At 63.3% G+C, this 22,948-nt stretch carries 23 protein-coding genes; 15 read left to right on the forward strand and 8 right to left on the reverse strand.

The annotated features are described in order from the left end of the window. Positions 1–42 precede the first annotated feature (42 nt). Positions 43–1,560, forward strand: coding sequence for a ribosome biogenesis GTPase Der (der, locus tag TP2_RS01780; protein ID WP_038072681.1), 1,518 nt, complete (start codon positions 43–45; stop codon positions 1,558–1,560). Positions 1,561–1,646: 86 nt separating this feature from the next. Here der and TP2_RS01785 read toward each other — a convergent pair whose 3' ends face one another. Both TP2_RS01785 and serS read right to left on the reverse strand, forming a co-directional pair. Beyond that, complete coding sequence (locus TP2_RS01785; RefSeq protein ID WP_038072682.1) at positions 1,647–1,859, reverse strand: hypothetical protein; 213 nt, start codon at positions 1,857–1,859, stop codon at positions 1,647–1,649. 82 nt (positions 1,860–1,941) lie between these two features. Continuing rightward, positions 1,942–3,231, reverse strand: coding sequence for a serine--tRNA ligase (gene serS, locus TP2_RS01790; protein WP_038072684.1), 1,290 nt, complete (start codon positions 3,229–3,231; stop codon positions 1,942–1,944). Positions 3,232–3,432: 201 nt separating this feature from the next. On the opposite strand from serS, the gene TP2_RS01795 reads away from it, so the two are divergent. The 3 genes from TP2_RS01795 (at position 3,433) to TP2_RS01805 (ending at position 8,774) form a co-directional block, all read left to right on the forward strand. Then, positions 3,433–4,413: an efflux RND transporter periplasmic adaptor subunit gene (locus TP2_RS01795; RefSeq protein WP_038073328.1), complete on the forward strand. Its 981-nt coding sequence runs from the start codon at positions 3,433–3,435 to the stop codon at positions 4,411–4,413. Continuing rightward, positions 4,403–7,660 carry an efflux RND transporter permease subunit gene (locus tag TP2_RS01800; protein WP_051692109.1) on the forward strand — a complete coding sequence of 1,086 codons (3,258 nt, stop codon included), beginning with the start codon at positions 4,403–4,405 and terminating at the stop codon, positions 7,658–7,660. The genes TP2_RS01795 and TP2_RS01800 overlap by 11 nt, the downstream gene beginning before the upstream one ends. 229 nt (positions 7,661–7,889) lie before the next feature. Next, complete coding sequence (locus tag TP2_RS01805) at positions 7,890–8,774, forward strand: HNH endonuclease (RefSeq protein ID WP_240473682.1); 885 nt, start codon at positions 7,890–7,892, stop codon at positions 8,772–8,774. Between the two features lie 7 nt (positions 8,775–8,781). Here TP2_RS01805 and TP2_RS01810 read toward each other — a convergent pair whose 3' ends face one another. From TP2_RS01810 to TP2_RS18820, 3 genes are all read right to left on the reverse strand, one after another. Beyond that, complete coding sequence (locus TP2_RS01810; protein ID WP_038072688.1) at positions 8,782–9,828, reverse strand: YeeE/YedE family protein; 1,047 nt, start codon at positions 9,826–9,828, stop codon at positions 8,782–8,784. Positions 9,829–9,873: 45 nt separating this feature from the next. Continuing rightward, positions 9,874–10,179 carry an ArsR/SmtB family transcription factor gene (locus tag TP2_RS01815; protein WP_038072691.1) on the reverse strand — a complete coding sequence of 102 codons (306 nt, stop codon included), beginning with the start codon at positions 10,177–10,179 and terminating at the stop codon, positions 9,874–9,876. 196 nt (positions 10,180–10,375) lie between these two features. Further along, positions 10,376–10,843: a YbbN family protein gene (locus TP2_RS18820; protein WP_240473683.1), complete on the reverse strand. Its 468-nt coding sequence runs from the start codon at positions 10,841–10,843 to the stop codon at positions 10,376–10,378. Between the two features lie 98 nt (positions 10,844–10,941). On the opposite strand from TP2_RS18820, the gene TP2_RS01825 reads away from it, so the two are divergent. The 10 genes from TP2_RS01825 to TP2_RS01870 all read left to right on the forward strand — a co-directional run bounded on the left by TP2_RS01825 (position 10,942) and on the right by TP2_RS01870 (position 20,513). Further along, on the forward strand, positions 10,942–11,679 hold the full coding sequence (locus TP2_RS01825; protein WP_038072693.1) for a cytochrome c biogenesis CcdA family protein: 738 nt from the start codon (positions 10,942–10,944) through the stop codon (positions 11,677–11,679). Between the two features lie 17 nt (positions 11,680–11,696). Beyond that, positions 11,697–12,251, forward strand: coding sequence for a thioredoxin family protein (locus TP2_RS01830; protein ID WP_038072696.1), 555 nt, complete (start codon positions 11,697–11,699; stop codon positions 12,249–12,251). Between the two features lie 234 nt (positions 12,252–12,485). Then, positions 12,486–12,965, forward strand: a complete 480-nt coding sequence (gene soxX, locus TP2_RS01835; RefSeq protein ID WP_038072697.1) for a sulfur oxidation c-type cytochrome SoxX — start codon at positions 12,486–12,488, stop codon at positions 12,963–12,965. A 34-nt stretch (positions 12,966–12,999) separates the two neighbouring features. Then, on the forward strand, positions 13,000–13,419 hold the full coding sequence (gene soxY, locus TP2_RS01840) for a thiosulfate oxidation carrier protein SoxY (protein ID WP_038072699.1): 420 nt from the start codon (positions 13,000–13,002) through the stop codon (positions 13,417–13,419). Between the two features lie 23 nt (positions 13,420–13,442). Next, a complete protein-coding gene (gene soxZ, locus TP2_RS01845; RefSeq protein WP_093469887.1) occupies positions 13,443–13,772 on the forward strand; it encodes a thiosulfate oxidation carrier complex protein SoxZ in 330 nt (109 codons plus the stop codon). A 132-nt stretch (positions 13,773–13,904) separates the two neighbouring features. Next, positions 13,905–14,765 (forward strand): sulfur oxidation c-type cytochrome SoxA, encoded by an 861-nt coding sequence (gene soxA / locus TP2_RS01850; RefSeq protein ID WP_051692110.1) that lies wholly within the window; start codon positions 13,905–13,907, stop codon positions 14,763–14,765. 151 nt (positions 14,766–14,916) lie between these two features. Further along, positions 14,917–16,608 (forward strand): thiosulfohydrolase SoxB, encoded by a 1,692-nt coding sequence (soxB, locus tag TP2_RS01855; RefSeq protein WP_038072705.1) that lies wholly within the window; start codon positions 14,917–14,919, stop codon positions 16,606–16,608. Between the two features lie 59 nt (positions 16,609–16,667). Then, positions 16,668–17,978 carry a sulfite dehydrogenase gene (soxC, locus tag TP2_RS01860; RefSeq protein WP_038072706.1) on the forward strand — a complete coding sequence of 437 codons (1,311 nt, stop codon included), beginning with the start codon at positions 16,668–16,670 and terminating at the stop codon, positions 17,976–17,978. Further along, positions 17,959–19,080 (forward strand): c-type cytochrome, encoded by a 1,122-nt coding sequence (locus TP2_RS01865; RefSeq protein WP_038072707.1) that lies wholly within the window; start codon positions 17,959–17,961, stop codon positions 19,078–19,080. The genes soxC and TP2_RS01865 overlap by 20 nt, the downstream gene beginning before the upstream one ends. A gap of 194 nt (positions 19,081–19,274) precedes the next feature. Then, a complete protein-coding gene (locus TP2_RS01870; protein ID WP_038072708.1) occupies positions 19,275–20,513 on the forward strand; it encodes a glycerate kinase type-2 family protein in 1,239 nt (412 codons plus the stop codon). Positions 20,514–20,765: 252 nt separating this feature from the next. On the opposite strand, the gene TP2_RS01875 is transcribed toward TP2_RS01870, so the two are convergent. The 3 genes from TP2_RS01875 to TP2_RS01885 form a co-directional block, all read right to left on the reverse strand. Continuing rightward, positions 20,766–21,359, reverse strand: a complete 594-nt coding sequence (locus TP2_RS01875; RefSeq protein WP_051692111.1) for a retropepsin-like aspartic protease family protein — start codon at positions 21,357–21,359, stop codon at positions 20,766–20,768. Between the two features lie 74 nt (positions 21,360–21,433). Next, positions 21,434–22,069: a MarC family protein gene (locus TP2_RS01880; RefSeq protein WP_038072713.1), complete on the reverse strand. Its 636-nt coding sequence runs from the start codon at positions 22,067–22,069 to the stop codon at positions 21,434–21,436. A 37-nt stretch (positions 22,070–22,106) separates the two neighbouring features. Then, positions 22,107–22,505, reverse strand: coding sequence for a helix-turn-helix transcriptional regulator (locus tag TP2_RS01885; RefSeq protein WP_051692112.1), 399 nt, complete (start codon positions 22,503–22,505; stop codon positions 22,107–22,109). A gap of 190 nt (positions 22,506–22,695) precedes the next feature. On the opposite strand from TP2_RS01885, the gene TP2_RS01890 reads away from it, so the two are divergent. Further along, positions 22,696–22,923 carry a twin-arginine translocase TatA/TatE family subunit gene (locus TP2_RS01890; RefSeq protein WP_038072716.1) on the forward strand — a complete coding sequence of 76 codons (228 nt, stop codon included), beginning with the start codon at positions 22,696–22,698 and terminating at the stop codon, positions 22,921–22,923. Positions 22,924–22,948 lie beyond the last annotated feature (25 nt).

Below are 22,948 nucleotides of genomic sequence, written 5' to 3' on the forward strand. Positions count from 1 at the left end.
AGGGTGTAAGGGGGCCGCTCGTATACGCCCAAGGAGGGCATCATGAGCTTTACCCTGGCCATTGTAGGCCGCCCGAATGTCGGCAAATCGACGCTGTTCAACCGGCTTGTCGGCAAGCGGCTCGCGCTTGTGGACAACATGCCGGGCGTCACGCGCGACCTGCGCGAAGGCGACGCGCGTCTGGGCGATCTGCGCTTCATCGTGATCGACTCCGCCGGTCTCGAACTGGCCGAGGATGACAGTCTTCAGGGCCGGATGCGCCGCCTGACCGAGCGCGCGGTGGAAGAGGCCGATATCTGCCTGTTCATGATCGACGCGCGTGTGGGTGTGACGCCCGCCGACGAGATTTTCGCCGACATCCTGCGCAAGAAGAACGCCCATGTGATCCTCGCGGCCAACAAGGCCGAAGGGGCCGCGGGCGATGCCGGCGCGATGGAGGCGTGGAGTCTCGGTCTGGGTGAGCCGCTGCGCATCTCGGCCGAGCATGGCGAGGGGCTCGACGATCTCTATACCACGCTGGTGCCGCTGGCCGACGAGTTCGCCGAGCGCCATGCCGCGAATGCGCCCGAGACCGATGTCATCATCGACGAGGAAATCGAGGAAGGCGACATTCCCGCCTACCAACCGCCCTCGGCCGCAAAGCCGCTGCAACTCGCGGTGATCGGCCGCCCGAACGCGGGCAAATCGACGCTGATCAACAAGATCCTCGGGGAGGATCGCCTGCTGACCGGACCCGAGGCCGGGATCACCCGTGATGCGATCTCGGTCACGACCGAGTTCATGGGCACGCCGATGCGGATCTGGGACACGGCGGGGATGCGCAAGAAGGCGCGTGTGACCGACAAGGTCGAGAAACTCTCGGTCGCGGACGGCTTGCGCGCCGTACGCTTCGCCGAGGTCGTGGTCGTCCTGCTCGACGTGAATGTTCCCTTTGAAACGCAAGACCTACGGATCGCGGATTTCGCGGAGACCGAAGGTCGCGCCGTGGTCGTGGCCGCGAATAAGTGGGATCTCGAAGAGGACAAGCCAGAGAAGCTGAAAGAACTGCGCGAGGCGTTCGAGCGCCTTCTGCCGCAGCTCAAGGGCGCGCCGCTCGTCACCGTTTCGGCCAAGACCGGCAAGGGGCTTGATCGCCTGCACAATGCGATCCTGAAGGCCCATGAGATCTGGAACCGCCGCGTTCCGACCGCAAAGCTGAACAACTGGCTGCGCGCGATGACCGAGGCGCACCCGCCGCCCGCACCGGGCGGTCGCCGCATCAAGCTGCGCTATATCACGCAGGCGAAGACCCGTCCGCCGGGCTTCGTGGTCAAGACGACCTATGCCGACAAGATTCCCGAGAGCTACGAGCGCTATCTGATCAACGGGCTGCGCGAGAGCTTCGACATGCCCGGCACGCCGATCCGTCTCTACATGCGCGATCAGGGCAAGGATAACCCCTACAAGGATCGCAAAAAGTCGATCCCGTCGCGTCTGAAGAAGCACGTCGATGCGAAGAAGCGTGCGGCCCACAAGGATGCGGCCAAGAAAGTGCGGGATTCGAAGAAGAAGGGCGACTGAGCCCGTTCGATGTCCCCATCGAGACGGTGAAGAGGCGCCGGGAGGATATCACCCCGGCGCACTTCGGCCGTAGCGCTCGGAAAGCCTCAGAGAAATCCGAGACGATCCAGCGCCGATTGCGCGGTCGCGCGCTCCTCGGCGTTTTCCGAGACGAGCGCGGCATTGATTTCGACCATCAGTTTCGAGAGGGTCTTCTCGCTGCGCATTTGGGAAATGCGCCCGGGAACCTCCTCGGCACCCAGTTCGAGAATGCGGCTCAGGGCGTGATCGCGCCCGTTTCCTGCAGTCGTTTCCGTCATTTGCAGCCCCCCGGCGACTCACTTGCTCGTGAGGAGCGTAGCCGTTTCCCGGGGGGATGTCTTGCGTCGCCGCGCCGCAGCGTCAGACGAGCTTGCCGTCCACCAGACGCGTCTTGCCGCCCAGATAGGGGTGCAGCGCCGCCGGAAGCGTGACCGAGCCATCCTCTTCCTGGCCGTTCTCCAGAACTGCGATCAGGCAGCGCCCGACCGCGAGGCCCGAGCCGTTGAGCGTCGCGATGAACTCGGGTTTGCCGCCATCGGCGGGCTTGTAACGCCCGTTCATCCGGCGTGCCTGGAAGGTGCCGCAGGTCGAAACCGAGGAGATCTCGCGATAGGTGTTCTGGCCGGGCAGCCAGACCTCGAGATCGTAGGTCTTCTGAGCGCCGAACCCCATGTCGCCAGTGCACAGCACGATGCGGCGATAGGGCAGACCGAGTGTCTCCAGCACGGCCTCGGCGCAGCTTGTCATGCGCTCATGCTCGTCGATCGCGGTCTCGGGCGTGCAGAGCGTCACCATCTCGACCTTCTCGAACTGGTGCTGGCGCAGCATGCCCGAGGTGTCCTTGCCCGCCGAGCCCGCTTCCGAGCGGAAGCAGTTGGTATGGGCGCACATGCGCTGGGGCAGGGCGTTTTCCTCCATCACCTCGCCGCTGGCGTAGTTCGTCAGCGTCACCTCGGCGGTGGGGATCAGCCACCAGCCATTGGTGGTCTGGTAGCTGTCCTCGGCGAATTTCGGGAGTTGCCCGGTGCCGAGCATTGCTTCGTCGCGCACCAGAACGGGGGTGATGTTTTCCGACAGGTCATGCTTGTCGACATGAAGGTCGAGCATGAACTGCGCGAGCGCCCGGTGCACGCGCGCGACACCGCCCTTGAGAACCACGAAGCGCGAGCCGGAGAGTTTCGCGGCCGTTTCGAAGTCCATAGCCGTACTCACGGCGGGCAGTTCGTAATGCTCTTTTGGCGTGAAGGAGAAGTTGCGCGGGTTGCCCCAGCGCTTGATCTCGACATTTTGATCTTCGTCCTCGCCTTCGGGCACATCGGCCAACGGAAGGTTCGGAACGGTCATCAGCAGGTCGCGCAGCTTGGCGTCGAGCTCGCCCGCCTCGGTCTGCATCTGCGCCACCTCGGCCTTCTTCTCGGCCACCAGTGCGCGCAGGCGCTCGAACTCGGCCTCGTCGCCCTTGGCCTTGGCCGCGCCTACCTGTTTGGAAGCGCTGTTTTGTTCAGCTTTGGCGGTCTCGGCGGCGTGAATGGCCGTCCGGCGCGCCTCGTCGAGCGCGAGGATCTCGGGCGAGAGCGGCGAGAGCCCCCGGCGCGCCAGCTGGGCGTCGAATTCGGCGGGGTTTTCGCGGATTGCGCGGATATCGTGCATCTCACTCTCCAAGACTGTTGCGGAAACGGCTTTAGCGCATGAAAGTGGGGCCGAAAACCCCCGGCGATGCGGCCATGACACAGGTCAAGGCATGAAGGCTTGCGTAATGGTCGAATTTCGCTGTATGGGCTCACATTCAAGAACCGGAATATAACCGGGTGCATTGCTGCCGTACCCGGGGGAAGGGAATCCGAGATGACGTTGAAATTCCTGCCGTTGGCATTTGCCGCGCTGCTCCTGCCGGGGATCGCGCTGGCTCAGGATGGCGCGATCAAGGTTGAACCGCAGATCGTGACGGATTGGAAATCGGTCTATGGCCAGGTCGAGGCGAAGAACACGATCGCCGCGCGGGCGCGGATCTCGGGCACCATCACGGAGCTTGACGTGACCGAGGGCGACACGGTCACGGCCGGTCAGGTGATCGGCAAGATCGTTGATCAGACCATCGACTACCAGATCGGGGCTGTCGACGCGCAGATCAACGCGCTCGAGGCGCAGCTCGCCAATGCCCAGACCGAACTCAAACGCGGCGAAGAGCTCAAGGCACGCGGGGTCTCGACCACGCAGAACGTCGATCAGCTCCAGACGCAGGTGAATGTCTATGAAGGCCAAATCGCGGCGCAGAAGGCGCAGCGCAAGGTCTACGAGCAGCAGCAGCAATTCGGCACCGTGACCGCACCGATCGACGGCAAGGTGGTCTCGGTTCCGGTGACCAAGGATGCGGTCGTGATGGGCGGCGAGACGATCGCGACGATCGGTGGGGGCGGTTTCTTCCTGCGCCTCTCGGTTCCCGAGCGCCACGCTGACACGCTCAAGACCGGGGACACGATCATGATCACCGGCCCCGAGGGCCAGCAGATCGAGGGCAAGCTCGCCAAGATCTACCCGCTGATCGAAGGCGGCCGCGTTCAGGCCGATGTGGAGGTGCCCGATCTGGATTCGCGCTTCGTTGCGGCTCGTCTGCTGGTGAAGCTGCCGATGGGCAACCGTCAGGCGATCATGATCCCGGCGAGCTATATCGTCACGCGCACCGGCCTCGATTTCGTACGTGTTCAAGAGGATGGCGGGAATATCGAACGCACCGTCGTGCCCGGCGTGCGCGTGAACATGGATGACCAGGAGATGGTCGAGATCCTTACGGGCCTCAACCCCGGCGATACGGTGGTGCCCTATGAGCAATAAGACCGAGACCGGGCCCGAAACGCCCGAAGAGGACGAGATCCACGGCAAGCTCGGGATCGCGGGCGGGCTGACCAAGGCGTTCATCCGCTCCGCACTCACGCCGCTGATGATCCTCGCCGCTGTTGCGGTGGGTCTCGTGGCGCTGATCTCGCTGCCGCGCGAGGAAGAGCCGCAGATCTCGGTGCCGATGGTGGATATCCATATCCAGGCGCCGGGTCTGAAGGCGCAGGATGCGATGAAACTCGTGACCGAGCCGATGGAAACCATCGTGCAGGGGATCAACGAGGTCGAGCACGTCTATTCGCGCACGCAGGATGATTATTCGCTGGTGATGGCGCGCTTCAAGGTCGGCACCTCTTCGGATGCCGCGATCCTGCGCGTGCATGAAAAAGTCCGTGCCAATATCGACCGTATTCCCAAGGACATCCCCGATCCGGTGATCGTGGGCCGCGGGATCGACGACGTGGCGATCGTGTCGCTGACCCTGACCGGCAAGAACGGGGCCGATGTCGACAGCAACGAACTGACCCGGATCGCGCGCGAGCTTCAGACCGAGGTCACGAAGATCGAGAATGTCGGCCTGACCTATGTGGTGGGCGATGCGACGAGCGAGATCCGGATCGAGCCCGACCCGGACAAGCTCGCGCTCTATGGCGTGACGCTGCAACAGCTCTCGAACAAGGTCACTCAAGCGAACCGCGCCTTCAACACCGGCACGATCCGGCACGAGGGCAAGCAGATCTCGCTCTCGGCGGGCGAGACGCTGGTGGCGCCAGCGGAGATCGCGGGGCTGCTTCTGACGACGCGTGACAACCGCCCCGTCTACGTGGCCGATGTCGCGAAGGTCTCCTATGTGCCTGATGCCTCCGATCATATCGTCTCGAACGTGCAGCGCGACGCGGATGGCAAGCTGGAGCGTACCCCGGCGGTGACGCTCGCCATCGCCAAGCGGGCAGGCTCGAACGCGGTGGTCGTGGCCGAACAGATCATGCATCGGGTGCACGATCTGCATGGCACGCTGATCCCCGAAAATGTCGAGGTGAAGGTCACCCGCGACTATGGTGAGACCGCGAACGAGAAGGCCAATGAACTTCTGTTCCACCTTGGCCTCGCGACCGTGTCGATCATCGGCCTCGTGCTGGTGGCGATCGGCTGGCGCGAATCCATCGTGGTGGCGGTCGTGATCCCGGTGACGATCCTGCTGACGCTCTTTGCGGCCTATGTGATGGGCTACACGCTCAACCGGGTGTCGCTCTTCGCGCTGATCTTCGCGATCGGTATTCTCGTCGACGACGCGATCGTGGTGATCGAGAATATCGCGCGACATTGGGCAATGAAGACGCCCGGCTCGCGTATCACCAAGGCGATCGAGGCTGTGGCCGAAGTGGGCAACCCCACCATCGTCGCGACCCTGACCGTGGTGGCGGCACTTCTGCCCATGCTCTTCGTGTCGGGGCTGATGGGCCCCTACATGTCGCCGATCCCGGCGGTCGCCTCGGCGGCGATGATCTTCTCCTTCTTCGTGGCTGTCATCATCACGCCCTGGCTGATGGTGAAGGTCGCGGGCAAGGCGGAGCTGCATGGTCATGGAGAAGATGACGACGCTTATGGCGGGCACAATCACGGTGGCAAGCTCGGCGCGCTCTACTCGAAATTCGCGCGTCCGATCCTGAAAACGAAGGGCCGTGCGGGGCTGTTCCTGCTGATCGTGACGGTTCTGTCCTTCGGTTCGCTGGGGCTGCTCTATACCAAGCACGTCACGGTGAAGCTGCTGCCCTTCGACAACAAGTCCGAGCTTTCGGTGGTGATCGACATGCCCGCGGGCACCTCTGTCGAGGAGACCGACTCGGTCGCTCAGCAGGTCGCGAGCATCATCACCGAGATGCCCGAAGTGATCTCGGCGCAGACCCATTCCGGGACTGCAGCACCGTTTAACTTCAACGGGCTTGTGCGGCACTACTACCTGCGCAGCCAGCCCAATCAGGGCGACGTTGAGATCCAGCTGCTGCCGAAAGGCGAGCGCGACCGGACCAGCCACGAGATTGCGCTGGAGATCCGCGACAAGATCAAGGCGATCAAGCTGCCCGAGGGCGCAAGCCTGAAGACGGTCGAGCCGCCGCCCGGCCCGCCGGTGATCGCGACGCTGCTGGCCGAGGTTTACGGGCCGACGCCGGAAGTGCGCCGTGCCGCGGCGCGCCAGATCCAGAAGGCCTTCGAGGAAGTCCCCTTCATCGTCGACGTGGATAACAGCTTCGGTATCCAGCCCGACAAGCTGCGCGTGACAGTGAATTCGGACGATCTTGAATTCTACTCGGTCTCCGAGGGCGATGTCTGGGATACGCTGGCGATGCTCAACGGCTCGACCACGGTGGGCTATTCGCATCGTGGCCAGGAGCGCCAGCCGATCCCGATCGTGATGGAGCGCTCGAAGTCGAACAAGGTGATGAACGAGAGCACGCTCTCGACTCCGATCCCGGCCAACGTTCTGCCCGGCGCGCGCGGCGTGGTGGAACTGGGCGACGTGGTGGATGTGAAGAAGGAGAAAGCCTCCTATCCGATCTTCCGCCATAACGGACGCGAGGCCGAGATGGTCACGGCCGAGCTCGCCGGCAAGTTCGAGGCACCGCTCTACGGCATGCTCGCGGTCGATGACATCATCAACAACATGCAATGGCCCGAGGGTGAGAAGCCCGTGATCTCTCTGCATGGTCAGCCCCAGGACGAAAGCCACGTGACGCTTCTTTGGGACGGCGAGTGGGAGGTGACCTGGGTGACCTTCCGCGACATGGGGGCGGCTTTCGCGGTGGCACTTCTGGGGATCTATATCCTCGTCGTCGCGCAGTTCGGCTCGTTCCGCCTGCCGCTGGTGATCCTGACGCCGGTGCCGCTGACCTTCCTGGGCATCATGGTGGGGCACTGGATTTTCCACGCGCCCTTCTCGGCCACCTCGATGATCGGTTTCATCGCTCTGGCGGGGATCATCGTGCGCAACTCGATCCTGCTGGTGGATTTCATTCGGCACGGGGCGCATGAGGGCAAGGACAAGATCGAGTTGCTGATCGAGGCGGGGGCCATCCGCTTCAAACCGATCCTGCTGACCGCAGTCGCGGCGATGATCGGCGCGGTGGTGATCTTGGCAGACCCGATCTTCCAGGGCCTCGCGATTTCGCTGCTGTTCGGCCTGCTCAGCTCGACCCTGCTGACGGTGCTGGTGATCCCGGCGATCTACCGGATCTTCAAGACCTGATCCAATCAGGTCGTCTGAAACGAAAACCGCCCGCGCGAAGACCTCGCGCGGGCGGTTTCTTTTGCCATCCATCGGTTGGGTCAATCGCGCCACGCGAGCTATTGCGAAAGCCTATTGCCGAAATCTCGAATAAATTCATTGCATTTGTTCTGAGACGGGATTTCCTGGCGTCATGGTGAAACTCGTTCTCTTGCACAAGGCGGACTCGATCTACGAGGACGAGCCGGACGTGGTCTATGACTTTCCGAGACCCTATCTGCGTGCGATGCAGGAGGCTGTCGGAGACTGGGTCGTCTATTACGAGCCTGTCAAAGCCGGGCCGCGGGGATATTTCGCCGTCGCAAAGATTGACAGCGTCATTCCCAAACCGGGGCCCAAACCGGGGGCTGAGGGGAGATTCCTCGCCTTCATTACGCCTGGAACCTACCTTCCCTTCGACTATGAGGTTCCGCGACTGCAAGGCGGACGCCCGCTCGAACAGGCACTATGCGAACTCGATGGCAGCCCGAAGAAGGGTGGTGCCGTGCAGCGGGCTGTTCGGCGTCTCCCGGAGGATGAGTTCGCGCGGATCGTCAATCTCGGTCTGCCGCAGGATCTCGAACGGCAGGAGGCGATGCGTTATGAGGCGGCAAATCCCGGCATGGCGGAAGAGCCTTTGATCTTTGAGCGTCCGGTGTTGGAAAGGCTCACACGCAGAGCGTATCGGGACGTTGCTTTCCGACGGAAAGTTCGGGATGCCTATGACTACCGCTGTGCCATTTCGGGTTTGCGCTTGCGCAACGGAGGCGGGCGCCCGGAAGTGCAGGCGGCCCATATCAGGCCGGTGGATCAGAAGGGGAGCGACTCGGTTCGAAACGGGCTCGCATTGTCGGGTACGCTCCACTGGATGTTCGACCGCGGCCTGATTTCCATCGCGGAAGACTGCGAGACCATCCTCGTGTCGCGCAACAAGGTGCCTGCCGATGTCGTCGACAGGCTTATCCGTCCTGATGGAAAACTCCTGAAGCCGACAGACCCTCGTGATCGCCCACATCCCGAGAACCTGCGCTGGCATCGGGAGAACCGATTTGGGCAGGTGATGGGGGATGAGCCGAACCCATGGGATCGGCTCTGAGGTGGACTTATTCCGGCTGGAAGCCGTGGATCAGCTGGCGCAGCCCGATCAGCCCACCGATCACGATCGAGGCGAGGGTGACGGGGGCGGAGAAGGCGAGCACCGACATCGCGCTGACGCCCTGACCGATCGAGCAGCCGAGCGCGATCGTGCCGCCAATGCCCATCAGAGCCGCGCCACCCACCTGACGGCCAAGCTCGCGCGGGTCTTCGCAGGCTTCCCATTTGAACAGGCCACGAATGAGCGAGCCGAGGAAAGCTCCGCCCAGCACGCCCGCGACGAGCCCGACCGAGAAGGTGATGCCACCCGCGGTCGAGGTCATGAAATAGAGGATCGTGCGGCCCAGCGGCGCGGTGAAGGAAGGGGCTTCGACCCCGACCTCGCCCATGCTCTCGGCGTAGATCAGTGAGGTGCCGACGAAGCTCCAGACAATCGCGAGACCCGCGGCGATGCCCCAAGCCACGCGGCGCTTGTCGGCGCGCAGGGGTTTGTAGCTCAGGCCCCAGGCAAGGAAACCGGCGGCGACGGGCAGGGCAAAGACCAACGGTGGCAGACCGGTGCGCGCCGAAAGCCAATGCGCGATGCCTTGCGGTGTCTCGGCTGGTTGCTGGTCGAAGATCAGCGTGCGCAGATGGGCGAGCGGACCCGAGAGGGTGACGAAGGCGAAGATCCCCATCACCACGACCACGACGAGCGCGCGCAGATCGCCGCCGCCGAAACGCACCAGCGCCCCGAAGCCGCAATTGCCCGCCAGCGCCATGCCATAGCCGAAGATCAGACCGCCCACGATCGAGGCGAGCGGAGACCATTTAACCGTGTGATAGAAGCTGCGCGTGATCTCGGCATAGCCCAGAGCCTCGGCGACGAAGGAACCGGTGATCGACACGGCCAGCACGACGCCCCAGAGGCGCAGGCGGCGTTGGTCCTGGCCATAGGCCGCGCTTTCCAGCGCCCCAAGCGTGCAGAAATCGCCCAATCGCGCTGCGAGGCCCAGAATGCCCCCGCCGATCAGTCCGACCATCGCCGCCCAGGCACCCATCGGAATTTGTTCCATCGCCGACCTCCATTCCAGGCGGCGCAGCCGCCCGGTCGTCTTGCCTCAGCGTCGCTCGCTGTTGCAGAACATGTCATAGATCACTTCGACGAGGCGACGCGCGCGCGGGTCCGAGAGGGTGTAATAGATCGCCTTGCCATCGCGACGGGCGCTCACGAGCCCTTCGAGACGGAGTCGGGCGAGCTGTTGGCTCACCGCCGCCTGACGCGATTCGAGGAGATTTTCTAGCTCGGTCACCGATTTCTCGCCCGAGCTGAGATGACACAGGATCATCAGGCGCCCTTCATGGGCGAGTGCCTTCATCAGATTGGAGGCATCCTGTGCGCGGCCCAGCAATTCTTCGGCATCCATGCGGGCGCATTTCCCATTGGCCGCCGAGGCGGAGGGAGTATCTGCTTGCCCATCTGGTGCCATATGCCGCACCTCTTCATCCTTCCCTTTTGCCGCGATCCATGCCGCCGCCGAATTGATCGAATGACTCAGGCTTTAGCATGGCGATTCGGCGGAACATAGTCTCGAGCCTAAAAAAACGTCATGCGACCTTTGTCTAGCCATTCGGGTCGGGCAGGTCCGCGCCCGCGTCCTGCAGCGCCTGACCCAGAAGCCCCCAGAAGAAGTCCTCGCTCGCATAACCTTCGATCCGGTCGATCTCGACCCCGTCGCGCAACAGGATGAAGGTGGGCGTGAAGAGCGGTTTGCCCTTTGTGATCGTAATGCCTTCAGGGAAAGGCTTGTGCAGGTCGACCCGCTCAAGTGGCGCAACCTGACCCTCGGGCGTTTTGGGGTAGATCGGGCCCAGATCGTGCTCCCACATGCGGCAATAGACGCAGCCGACCTGTTCGACCATCAGAAGCTTGAATTCGCTTTCGGCCGGGGCGGTTGCGGCGGCCTCGGTGCCTGTCGCGGTGACCGGCTGTGCCGTCTCCCCGTCAGCCCGTGCGTCGCGGGGCATCCCGCTCAGCCCGACAATCACCGCCGCGGCGGCGAAAATCGTATGCGATACAATGCGAGACATTGACGCACCTCCCTTTACATATAAAGATCGTAATGTGTTTGACGGGGCCGTTCAAGAATTCGGTTGGGAGGCCGGGCTTCGTCGCTTTGGGAGGTTCCATGCCGATCGATATTACCTATGGCGGTGCATTTTTCGCCGGCCTTTTGTCCTTTCTGACGCCCTGTATCCTTCCGATGGTGCCCTTCTACCTGTCGTATATGGCGGGGCTGTCAATGTCCGAACTGCGCGGTGATGGCAAGATCGCTCCGGGTGCACAGGCTCGGATGGTGGCATCCTCGGTCGCCTTCGCGCTTGGCGTGACGACGATTTTCGTGCTGATGGGCATGGGGGCGACAGCGCTCGGGGCGGCTTTCCGTGAATGGATGGGGCCGCTGAGCTGGGTCGCGGCGGTGATCCTGCTGGTGTTTGGTCTGCATTTCCTCGGCATCATCCGCATTCCGTTCCTCTATCGCGAAGCCCGCATGGAATCGAAGGCGGACCCGACGACCTTCCTCGGCGCCTATGTGATGGGCCTGGCTTTCGGCTTCGGCTGGACGCCCTGCGTGGGCCCGGCGCTTGCTGCGATCCTGATGGTCGCCTCGGGCATGGGCGAGATCTCGAAAGGGGGCTTGTTGCTCTTTGCTTACGGGATCGGGATGACGCTGCCTTTCATCATCGCGGCCTTCTTCACTCGCCCCTTCCTCGCCTTCATGGCCAAGCATCGCGCAAAGCTCGGCTATGTCGAAAAGGCGATGGGGGTTATGCTGATCCTCTTCGCGGTGCTCATCGTGACCGGTGGGCTGCGCTATATCGGCGAGTTTCTGATCAATGTGATGCCCAGCGGGAGCCTGGGCTGAAGCAAGGGAGTAAGATCATGCGTCATTTTCTGACCGCGGCTTTCACCGCTGCGATGCTGGCCCTTCCAGTCCATGCCGCCGAGATCGGCGATGACGGGCTGCACAAGGAGCCCTGGTTCCAGGAAACCTTCAAGGACATGTCCGACGACCTCGCCAGTGCCAATGATGCGGGCAAGCGGTTTCTCGTGATCTGGGAGCAGCGCGGCTGCATCTACTGCAAGAAGATGCATGAGGAAGTCTTCTCCGATCCTGAAATCGCGAAATACATCACCGACAACTACTATGTCGTGCAGATGAACCTCTTCGGCGATGTCGAGGTCACCGATTTCGACGGCGAGTCGATGCCCGAAAAGGACATGGCGATGAAATGGGGGGTGATGTTCACGCCCACCATGATGTTCTTCCCCGAGGAGGCTGGCGACGAGCCCGCCAACAAGCAGGCGGTCGCGCAGATGCCGGGCGCCTTCGGGAAGGGCACGACGATGGCGCTTCTCGAGTGGGTTAAGAATCACGGCTATGAGAGCGGGCAGAACTTCCAGAAATATGTGGCCGAGAAGGTCATGGCGAAGTGAACGCCAACTTGCCGGTCATGACGTGACTGTGATCGGCTCCTTGCCAGTGCAGAAATCGTGCTGCGAGCGCGAATGCCCCTGATTTTCCGTGGAAAATCGGGGGTATACTTTTGTATGCGTCGATATTTCCCGGCGAACATATTGGAAAATATGCGGTTTTTTGAATTTATGCATTGCGCCACTGTGACGCACTCGCTTAAAAGTGAGTCAGGGAGAGAATTTGGGAGGACTTCAATGAACCGCCACGTCGCGTGGGCCGCACTGGCCGCAACCTTCACCGCGAGCGCCGCATTCGCCGCCGAGACTGCTCCGATGGACGTCAAGTTCGACGATGCCGGCGGTGTCGAGGCATCGCTGACTGGCCAGCCGGGTGACCCTTCGAAGGGCGCCGAGGTGGCCTCGACGAAGTCGCTGGGCAACTGCGTGTCCTGTCACGTCGTGTCCGCGCTCGACGCTTCGTTCCAGGGCAATATCGGCCCCGAGCTGAACGGCGCGGGCGATCGCTGGAGCGAAGCACAGCTGCGCGGCATCGTCATTGATGCCAAGCACACGTTCGAAGGCACGGTGATGCCGGGTATGTACAAGACCGGCCCGTTCATCCGTCCGGGCGACGGCTACACCGGCAAGGCCGCGCCTGCCGATCTGCCGCCGATCCTGAACGCGCAGCAAGTAGAAGATGTGGTCGCTTTCTTGATGACGCTCAAGGAAGAGTGACCCTGTACGAGAAACCCGAGAGGAGAGACTAGATATGACCATGACCAGACGTGATGCGCTGGCGCTGGCGATGGGCGGCGTTGCCGCGACCATGCTGCCGCTGCCCGCGCTGGCCGACGCTTCGGCCGATGCGATCGCGAAATTCACCGGCGGCGCGGCCGTGGGCGAGGGTGGCCTCACCCTGACCGCTCCGGAAATCGCCGAAAACGGCAACACGGTTCCGATTTCGGTCGACGCGCCCGGCGCCACCGAGATCTCCGTTTACGCCACCGGCAACCCGACCCCGGAAGTCGCCACCTTCAAGTTCGGCCCGCTGGCCGGCTCGCAGATGGCCTCGATCCGTATCCGTCTGTCGAAGACGCAGGACGTGGTCGCGATCGCCAAGATGGCTGACGGCAGCTTCGTCCAGGCGAAATCGACCGTGAAGGTCACCATCGGCGGCTGCGGCGGCTGAGTAACGGAATCTGAGGAGTTACCATCATGGACGGCGTTAAACCCCGCGTGAAAGTGCCGAAGAAAGCTTCGGCTGGTGAATCGATCACCATCAAGACCCTGATCTCGCACCCGATGGAATCGGGTCAGCGCAAGGACAAGGATGGCAAGGTCATCCCGCGTCAGATCATCAATCGCTTCACTTGCGACTTCAACGGCGAGAACGTGATCGACGTCACGCTCGAGCCCGCGGTCTCGACCAACCCCTACATCGAATTCGATGCGAAAGTCCCGGCGGCCGGTGAATTCAAGTTCACCTGGTACGACGATGACGGGTCGGTCTACGAAGACACGAAGTCGATCGAAGTCGGCTGATCGGGCTGCGGCCCTCGCGATCGTGAGGGCCAAGGCACGCGAGGGAGCGTGCTGACAGACCAAGGACAGACCTCCGTGCCCGTTTGGGGAGATCGACGGGCACGGGGAGCACACCCAGGGAGGACACAGAACATGACGTTGCGCTTCAGCCGCACCATCCTTGCCGCCACCGCAGCCTTCGCGCTCAGCTCCGCTGCGCTGCACGCCGAAATGGCGGATGACGAACTTAACATCAACGGCGACACCCCGATCACGGTGAAGGCGCCTGCCGCCTCGCACCTGGAAGGCCATCTCGACGAGGTCTATTCGGGCTGGCTGTTCCGTACGGATGATACCCGTGCGATGGAACAGGACGATTTCGACAACCCGATCATGATCTTCGCCGAGAAGGGCATGGACAACTGGAGCGTCGCCGACGGCTCCGAGGGCAAGTCCTGCGCAGACTGCCATGGCGATATCAGCGAAGGCATGAAGGGCGTGCGCGCCACGATGCCGAAGCTCAACGCTAAGGGCGAGCTGTGGTCGATGGAAGACTACATCAACGACTGCCGTACCAACCGCATGGGCGCCGAAGCCTGGGGCTGGGATAGCGGTCCGATGCACAACATGACCGTCGCCATCTCGGTCCAGTCGCGTGGCATGCCGGTCAATGTCACGATCGACGGCGATGCCGCTCCGTTCTGGGAGAAGGGCAAGGAGATGTATTACACGCGCTACGGCCAGCTCGAGCTGTCCTGCGCCTCCTGCCACGAAGAGAACTACGGCAACTTTATCCGGGCTGACCACCTCAGCCAGGGTCAGATCCAGGCCTTCCCGGTCTACCGTCTGAAGAATGCCGGCGTTGTCTCGATCCACAACCGCTTCAAGGGCTGTATCCGCGACACGCGCGCCGAAACTTTCGGTGTCGGTTCGCCGGAATTCCACGCGCTCGAGCTCTACGTCGCCTCGCGCGGCATGGGCCTCGACATCGAAGGCGGCGGCGTCCGTCCCTGATCTTGATGCGCGGGACAGGGTTTGCCCTGTCCCGCCTTCTTTTATCCAAACATATTCAAAATTCACTATCTGTTTGATTTCGTTTGTCAATTTTTGAACTGAAAACGGCTCTGTCCGTCGTGCGGGCGGGGAAAAGAAGGAGAGAAACGGCATGATTTCCCGGCGGGAATTTCTTCAGGCGAGCTTGGCCGCCTCGACTATCCTCGGCGCTTCGGGCCTGTCGCGCTGGTCGCGTGCGATGGCGCAGCAGTCGCTCACTCAGGATCAGCTCCTCGAGTTCGAACCGCTGGGCAACGTGACGCTGATCCACATCACCGACATCCACGCGCAAGCCGTGCCGATCTATTTCCGCGAACCCGAGATCAACCTCGGCGTGGGCGATGCCAAGGGCCGCGCGCCGCACCTGACCGGCAAGGCGTTCCTCGAAGAATTCAAAATCGAGCCGAACACGCCCGAAGCCTATGCGCTGACCTATGACAACTATGTCGATCTGGCCCGCAGCTACGGCAAGATGGGCGGTATGGACCGTGTTGCGACGATCGTGAAAGCGATCCGCGCCGAGCGTCCGAACGCGATCCTTCTCGACGGTGGCGACACCTGGCACGGCTCGCTGACCGCGCTCAAGACCGCCGGTCAGGACATGGTCGACATCATGAACAAGCTCGGTGTCGACGCGATGACCTCGCACTGGGAATGGACCTATGGCGAAGACCGCGTGAAAGAGATCGTGGACACGCTGCCCTTCCCCTTCCTCGGTGCGAATATCTTCGACGCCGAATGGGACGAACCGGCCTTCGAACCCTACAAGATTTTCGAGCAGAACGGCACGCAGATCGCCGTCATCGGTCAGGCCTTCCCCTACCTGCCCATCGCGAACCCGAAATGGATGTTCCCGGACTACTCGTTCGGCATCCGCGAGGAACGCATGCAGGAAGTCGTGGACGAAGTGCGCGGCAAGGGCGTCGATCTCGTCGTCTGCCTGTCGCACAATGGCTTCGACGTTGACCACAAGATGGCGAGCCGCGTGAAGGGCATCGACGTCATCCTGACCGGTCACACCCATGACGCCGTGCCGGAGCCGGTACTGGTGGGCGAGACGATCATGATCGCCTCGGGCTCCAACGGGAAATTCGTCTCCCGTGTCGACCTCGATGTGCGTGACGGCAAGATGATGGGCTTCCGCCACAAGCTGATCCCGGTCTTCTCGGACGTGATCGAGCCCGACAAGGAAATGGCCGATCTCGTTGCGTCGACCCGCGAGCCCTACAAGGCGGAGCTGGAAGAGGTTCTGGCCGAGACCAACTCGCTGCTTTACCGCCGCGGCAACTTCAACGGCACCTGGGATGACCTGATCTGCGAGGCGATGCTCGAAGAGCGCGACGCCGAGATCGCGATGAGCCCGGGCGTGCGCTGGGGCACGACGCTGCTTCCGGGTGACAAGATCACCATGGAAGACCTGCTGACCTGCACCTCGATGACCTATGGCGAAAACTATCGCATGGAGATGACCGGCGAGACGATCAAGACCATCCTCGAGGATGTCGCCGACAACATCTTCAACACCGACCCCTACTATCAGCAGGGCGGCGACATGGTTCGCGTGGGCGGCATGGGTTACCACATCGACGTGAACGCGCCGATCGGTCAGCGCATCTCGAACATGACGATCCTCAAGGACGGCTCGGACGTCGACATGGGCCGCAATTATGTCGTGACGGGTTGGGCTTCGGTCAATGAAGGGACCGAAGGGCCGCAGATCTGGGACGTGGTCGCCGACCACCTTCGCAAGATCAAGACCGTTGACCTGAAACCGAATGACTCGGTGGTCGTGACCGGCGCTTGAGCCGGTCCCGCCCAGCGATGATTGCCCCTTTCCCGGGGTTTGAGACTGGAGGAGTAGATATGGACGACAAGGAACGCCAGGGTAACCCGGCCGCCAGTGCCGCCCTCAGCCGCCGCGGATTTCTTCGCGCCGGGGCTGCGGTCGGTGCGATGGCCGCGGGTGCCGGTGCAGCGCGCGCAGAAACGCAACCCGATCCCCTGATCACCGAGGTTCAGCCTTGGGCTTCGGGCTGGGGCGACGGGGTCGATGCGACCCCCTACGGTCTGCCGATTCAATTCGAAGACGACGTGATCCGTCGCAACGTGGGCTGGCTTACCGCCGACGTGATCTCTTCGATCAACTTCACGCCGATCCACGCCCTCGACGGCACGATCACCCCGACCGGCTGCGCCTTCGAGCGTCACCACTCGGGCGCGATTGAGCTCAAGAAGGAAGACTACCGCCTGATGATCAACGGTCTTGTCGACAAGCCGCTGGTCTTCACCTACGAGGATCTCGAGCGTTTCCCGCGTGTGAACGCGACCTACTTCCTGGAATGCGCCGCGAACTCGGGCATGGAATGGGCCGGTGCGCAGCTCAACGGCGCTCAGTTCACCCAGGGCATGATCCACAACATGCAATATTCGGGCATCCCGCTGCGCGTGCTGCTCGAAGAGGCAGGGATTACCAACCTCGGCGACAACATCAAGGACAAGTGGGTCTATGTCGAAGGCGCCGACGCGTCCTCGAACGGCCGCTCGATCCCGCTGGAAAAAGCGCTCGACGACTGCCTCGTGGCGATCAAGGCGAACGGCGAAGCCCTGCGCAAAGAGCATGGCTACCCGGTGCGCCTCGTGGTTCCGGGCTGGGAAGGCAACATGTGGGTGAAGTGGCTACGCCGCATCGAAGTCACCGACGAGGCCGTCCAGTCGCGCGAAGAAACGTCGAAATATACCGACACGCTCGCCAATGGTATCTCGCGCAAGTGGACCTGGGTCATGGACGCCAAATCGGTCGTCACCTCGCCCAGCCCGCAAATGCCGATCAAGCACGGCCCGGGCCCGCTGGTCATTACCGGCATCGCCTGGTCGGGCCGCGGCCACATCACCAAGGTCGACGTGTCGATCGACGGTGGCGCGAACTGGCAAGAGGCGCGTCTGGCAGAGCCGGGCGTCGACAAGGCGCTGTCGCGCTTCTACCTCGAAATCGACTGGGATGGTAAGGAGATGCTCCTGCAATCCCGCGCGACCGACTCGACCGGCTATGTCCAGCCGACCAAGGATGCGCTGCGCGCGATCCGTGGCGAGAATTCGGTCTATCACAACAACGGTATCCAGACCTGGTGGGTCAAGGAAAACGGGGAGTCCGAGAATGTCGAAGTGTCGTCGTAATCTGCTGCTGGCCACGCTTCTGGCCGCTCCGCTCGTGGCGACGCCTGCCCTGGCCGAGAAATTCGGTCTGGGGCGCGAGGCTCTGCCCGAGGAAATGAAGGCCTGGACCCTCGAGGTCTTCCCCGACGGCAAGAACCTGCCCGAGGGCTCCGGTTCCGTCGAGGATGGCGAAGGCATCTTCGCCGACAACTGCGCGGTCTGTCATGGTGACTTCGCCGAAGGCGTGGACAACTGGCCGAAACTCGCAGGCGGCGAAGGCACGCTGGCCGACAAGGATCCGCTGAAGACCGTCGGGTCCTACTGGCCGTATCTCTCGACGGTGTTCGACTATGTTCACCGCTCGATGCCCTTCGGCAACGCGCAGACGCTCACCGTCGACGAGACCTACGCGATCGTGGCCTATATTCTCTACTCGAACGACATCGTGGATGACGATTTCGTGCTGACCAAAGAGAATTTCCTCGACGTGGAAATGCCGAACGCCGACGGCTTCATCGTGGACAACCGCGACGAGGTCGAGCTGCCGGAATTCACCAAGGCGGCCTGTATGTCGGACTGTAAGACCGATGTGCATATCACGCGCAAAGCGACCGTGCTTGATGTGACCCCGGACACGGGTGAGGACGACACTGCTGCGGCCGATGCGCCCGCAGACACCGTCGTTGCTTCGGCCGAGACCGAGACCCCGGCAGCTGAAGCTGCGGCTCAGGACGCGCCTGCCGCGGCTGAAGCCACGGCCGAAGCGGCTCCGGCAGCCACCGAGGAGACGCTCTCCGCCGATCCCGCGCTGGTTGCCGCCGGTGAGAAGGTCTTCAAGAAGTGCAAGGCCTGTCACCAGGTCGGCGAGGACGCCAAGAACCGCGTCGGTCCCGTGCTCAACGGGCTGATCGGGCGTCAGGCTGGCACCGTCGATGGCTTCAAGTACTCGAAGTCGATGATCCAGCACGGTGAAGATGGTCTGGTCTGGACCGAGGAAACCGTCGAGGCCTATCTCGCCGATCCGAAGGGCTATATCCCGAAGAACAAGATGTCCTTCGCTGGCCTCAAAGACCCGGAAGACGTGAAGGCGGTGCTCGCCTATATCGAAAGCCAGGGTGGCTAAACGCTCCCCGGTGAGGGCCCAAGGGCCCTCACCTCAAAACCGGCAGGGGCCTTCCGCCTGCTCGTGTTTCGACGCCCGCGCTCCCCGCGGGCGTCTCTCTTTTTGGTGACTGCCTTGGGGGCTGACTGCCCCCCACCGGGCTTGCAGCCCGGCTCCCCCCGTGGATATTTGAAGCAATTGGAAGGGGAGGGATCATGGATATCGACGAGCGCGCACGAAAGATTTTCGATGCCGGGGTCGCGGCGGCTGATCCCGCAGCGGGTGTCGCGGATGCGATGGGCTGGGCCGCGGCGGATGGGCCGAAACGGGGCGGGCGTTGGCAGGTGATTGCGCTCGGCAAGGCGGCGTTGGCGATGAGTGCGGCCGCGCTCGATGCGTTGCCAGAGGGCACGCAGGCGCTGGTGGTGACCAATCCCGAAAATGCCGAAGCAGCCAAGATGCGCGCGGGGCTGCGCCTGATCGCGGGCGATCATCCGGTTCCGGGCGCGGGCAGCGCAGAGGCGGGGCGCGCGATCCTCGAGACCTTGCGCGGGCTGTCCCCGCAGGATCGGGTTCTCGCGTTGATTTCCGGGGGAGGCTCGGCGCTGGCGGTTGCACCCGCCGGAGGGTTGAGCCTTTCCGACAAAGCCGAGGTCAGCCGGCTGCTTTTGGGGTGCGGGGCTGATATCACACAGATGAACCTGATCCGCCAGCAGCTTTCCGAGCTGAAGGGTGGCGGCTGGCTTGCGGCCTCGGCTGCGCCGGTGACGGGGTTGATCCTGTCCGATGTGCCGGGCGACGATCTGCGGGTTATCGCGTCGGGGCCGACCGTGGCACCGATCGGCACGCGGGCTGAGGCGGCGGAGCTTTGCCGTGAGCTGGGCATCTGGGAGGCGTTGCCGGAGGCGGTGCGGGCGCATCTGGAGCAATCGGGAGATGCCCCGGCGCTGCCAGAGGGGCGCAACCGCCTGATCGGCGCGAACGGGATCTCGGTCGCGGCGATGGTCGCTGAGGGCGCGCAGGAGGGGCCGTTCGCACTGGAAGGGGATGTTGCAGCTCTCGCGCCGCGTGTCGTGGCGCTTCTCGACACGATGGCCCCGGGCCAAGCGCTGGTCTTCGGTGGCGAGACCACGGTGACTTTGCGCGGGGATGGTCTGGGTGGGCGCAATCAGGAATTGGCGCTGCGCGTGGCCTGCGAGGCCGAGGCTGCAAGCGTGCCGGGCGACTGGCGGTTCCTGTCCGGTGGCACGGATGGGCGCGACGGGCCGACGGATGCGGCGGGCGGTCTGGTGGGGCCGGGGAGCTGTCAGGCGGCGCGGGATGCGGGCATCGACCCGAAGGCGGCGCTGTCGCGCAATGACAGCTATCACGCTTTGAAGGCGGCGGGGGCTTTGCTTGTCACCGGGGCGACCGGGACGAATGTCGCCGATCTCGCCGTGTTGGTGAAAGGCTGAGTTCAGCCGCGCTCGGCGACCGGAGCGTTCGACGCGGGACGCAGGCGGAGATAGGCTTCGCGGATAAGGGCGATCGCAATGACGGCGAGGGCGAGCGTGTCGAAGGAAACCATTTTGCGATCCTTGTGACGAAGCCTGTCGAGGCGGTTTCGCGAAGGCAGCCCCCCGCACCTCATCAAATTGCTAACACAATGCGGCACAAAAAAGGCACGATCGCGGCGATTGCGGGTCACCTTGCACCGAAGCGCGCGATCAGCGTTCGAGGATCAGCGTGCCGCGGGCGAACTCGACCTTCGCGAAACGGGTCAGATAGGTCATGCCCAGAAGCGAGGTGTCCATCGATCCGCGATTGACCACGGCGCGCAGGTTGGAATCGTGAATCGGGCCAAGATCGAAGCTTTGCAGCCGCACCGGGGCGGTCGCGACGAGCCCGTTAGCCGTGCGCGCCTGCCCGATATAGGCGAGCTGGCCGGTGTCGATCCCGGCGCGTTCTGCGTCGCGCTGGGTCATCACGATCTGGCTGGCGCCGGTGTCGACGACGAAACGGATCGGTTTGCCGTTCACCTCGGCCGTCAGGTAGTAATGCCCGTCCTGCGCCTGCGGAACCTCGATGCGGCCATCGCTCATCACCGCCTGTTCGGGGATCGTCACCTGTTTTTGGATGTCGGACCAGAGCCCGACCGCGGCGAGCGTGCCCAGAAAGATCAGCCCCCAGATTGCGGCCTGTTGCAGTGTGCGCCCAGGACGGCGCCGGATCTCGAGCACGAAATAGCCGCCCACCGCGACCAGCAGCAGGCCGAGATAGACCAGCCGCCCCCAATTCTCGCTGATGACCTGTTCCACCATTTGCTCTCGTTACGCAGGGTCTCTTTGCAAGGATGTAGGGCGTGTGTGTGCGCTTTCCCAGAGGGCGGTTTGCCTCAGGCGAGCCCCATCAGCCCCGCGCCGCGCAGCCCGTCGAGGATGAACTGGATCGCAAGGGCGGCCAGCAGCATGCCCAGAAGCCGTGTGACGACCATCGTGCCGGTACGTCCCAGAGCGCGCTCGATCGGGGTGGCGAGCAGGAACATCACGAAGACGCAGGCCAGGACACACAGCATCACGCCGATGATGATCATCACATGCAGCCAGTCGGCATCGGCGCGCCCCGCGAGCAGGATCATCGTCGCCATCGCGCCGGGGCCCGCCAGAAGCGGCGTGGCCAGCGGGAAGACGGACGGGTCATGTTCGGGCTCGACCTCGTGCTCCTCGCCCTGTTTCTCGCGCCGTTTTGTGCGGCGTTCGAACAGCATGTCGAGTGCGGTCAGGAACAGCAGTACCCCGCCCGCGATCCGGAAGGCGGGCATTGAGATCCCGATCCCGGCAAGGATCTTGTCACCGAAGATCCCGAACAGCGTCAGAAGTGCGGCCGCGATCATGAGCGAACGCAAGGCGATGCGCAGTCGCGCGCGGGGGCTTTCCCCCAGGGTGAGCGCGATGAAAACCGGCGCGAGCCCGATCGGGTCGATGATGACGAAGAGCGTCACGAAAGCGGTGATGTATTCGGCGCCGATCATCGGATCTCCGGAGCGTTGGCAGAGTGGTCCGGCGACCCTAGCGGGAACCCTCGGCGCCCGCCAGCCCTTCCCCCGCGTCTTTGGGGGCGTCTTCGGCAGGGGGCGAGGGCAGGGCGGCGCGGATCTTCGCGGCGAGGCTCGCGGCGCCCGCAGCAAGGCGCGGATCTTCGACCGCCTCGGCCAGGGTCAGCAAATGCTCGAGCGCGGAGAGCTCTTCCTTGGTCAGCACCAGCGGCGGCAGCCCCATCGCGCGGCGCAGGATGTAGCCCACGCCCCGCTCGCCCTCGACGGGGACGCCGTAGGCGGAGATCTCGGCCATGTCGCGCCAGATCGTGCGCTCGGACACATCCAGCCGCGCGGCAAGGTCGCGCGCGCGGTGCATCTTGCCGTCGCGCAGGATGGCGATGATCTGTTGTAACCGCTCGTCGCGGGTCATCGGAGCGCCTCTCGCTGGAATGGGGGCGACCATAGCGCCGCCGGGGGCAACTGACAATGAACTGTCAGTAATCTGCGCCCGAGCGCCGCAGAGCGGCGGAATCGGTCTAGGATTGGTCCGCGCATGGACCTAAAACATGGCGCTGACATGAGAGGCGGGCGGCGGGCCCGCGCCCAGAGGGGGAAAGACAATGCTCAACAATATCGGCCTTCCCGGCCTTCTTCTGATTGCGGTCGTGGTGCTGGTGCTGTTCGGCCGCGGCAAGATTTCGTCGCTGATGGGCGAAGTCGGCAAAGGGATCACCGCCTTCAAGAAGGGCGTCAATGACGGCACGAAAGAGATCGAGGACGCAAGCGCCGAGGATGCGCGCGACGTGACCCCCGAGACCGAGGCCGAGAAAGAAAAAGACAAGGCCTGAGCCGGAGCGCGTGCAGGCGGGCGGT

The organism is Thioclava pacifica DSM 10166, from assembly GCF_000714535.1.
GTDB lineage: Bacteria > Pseudomonadota > Alphaproteobacteria > Rhodobacterales > Rhodobacteraceae > Thioclava > Thioclava pacifica.

Coding starts and splice junctions, on each gene's coding strand:
- TP2_RS01785 (WP_038072682.1), bottom strand. CDS start 1,859: ATGACGGAAACGACTGCAGGAAACGGGCGCGATCACGCCCTGAGCCGC.
- TP2_RS01885 (WP_051692112.1), bottom strand. CDS start 22,505: ATGACCCGCGACGAGCGGTTACAACAGATCATCGCCATCCTGCGCGAC.
- TP2_RS01825 (WP_038072693.1), top strand. CDS start 10,942: ATGCCGATCGATATTACCTATGGCGGTGCATTTTTCGCCGGCCTTTTG.
- TP2_RS01810 (WP_038072688.1), bottom strand. CDS start 9,828: ATGGAACAAATTCCGATGGGTGCCTGGGCGGCGATGGTCGGACTGATC.
- TP2_RS01890 (WP_038072716.1), top strand. CDS start 22,696: ATGCTCAACAATATCGGCCTTCCCGGCCTTCTTCTGATTGCGGTCGTG.
- soxB (WP_038072705.1), top strand. CDS start 14,917: ATGATTTCCCGGCGGGAATTTCTTCAGGCGAGCTTGGCCGCCTCGACT.
- soxC (WP_038072706.1), top strand. CDS start 16,668: ATGGACGACAAGGAACGCCAGGGTAACCCGGCCGCCAGTGCCGCCCTC.
- serS (WP_038072684.1), bottom strand. CDS start 3,231: ATGCACGATATCCGCGCAATCCGCGAAAACCCCGCCGAATTCGACGCC.
- TP2_RS01870 (WP_038072708.1), top strand. CDS start 19,275: ATGGATATCGACGAGCGCGCACGAAAGATTTTCGATGCCGGGGTCGCG.
- TP2_RS01830 (WP_038072696.1), top strand. CDS start 11,697: ATGCGTCATTTTCTGACCGCGGCTTTCACCGCTGCGATGCTGGCCCTT.
- soxX (WP_038072697.1), top strand. CDS start 12,486: ATGAACCGCCACGTCGCGTGGGCCGCACTGGCCGCAACCTTCACCGCG.
- TP2_RS01865 (WP_038072707.1), top strand. CDS start 17,959: ATGTCGAAGTGTCGTCGTAATCTGCTGCTGGCCACGCTTCTGGCCGCT.
- soxY (WP_038072699.1), top strand. CDS start 13,000: ATGACCATGACCAGACGTGATGCGCTGGCGCTGGCGATGGGCGGCGTT.
- TP2_RS01875 (WP_051692111.1), bottom strand. CDS start 21,359: ATGGTGGAACAGGTCATCAGCGAGAATTGGGGGCGGCTGGTCTATCTC.
- TP2_RS01880 (WP_038072713.1), bottom strand. CDS start 22,069: ATGATCGGCGCCGAATACATCACCGCTTTCGTGACGCTCTTCGTCATC.
- der (WP_038072681.1), top strand. CDS start 43: ATGAGCTTTACCCTGGCCATTGTAGGCCGCCCGAATGTCGGCAAATCG.
- TP2_RS01800 (WP_051692109.1), top strand. CDS start 4,403: ATGAGCAATAAGACCGAGACCGGGCCCGAAACGCCCGAAGAGGACGAG.
- soxA (WP_051692110.1), top strand. CDS start 13,905: ATGACGTTGCGCTTCAGCCGCACCATCCTTGCCGCCACCGCAGCCTTC.
- TP2_RS01815 (WP_038072691.1), bottom strand. CDS start 10,179: ATGGATGCCGAAGAATTGCTGGGCCGCGCACAGGATGCCTCCAATCTG.
- TP2_RS18820 (WP_240473683.1), bottom strand. CDS start 10,843: ATGTCTCGCATTGTATCGCATACGATTTTCGCCGCCGCGGCGGTGATT.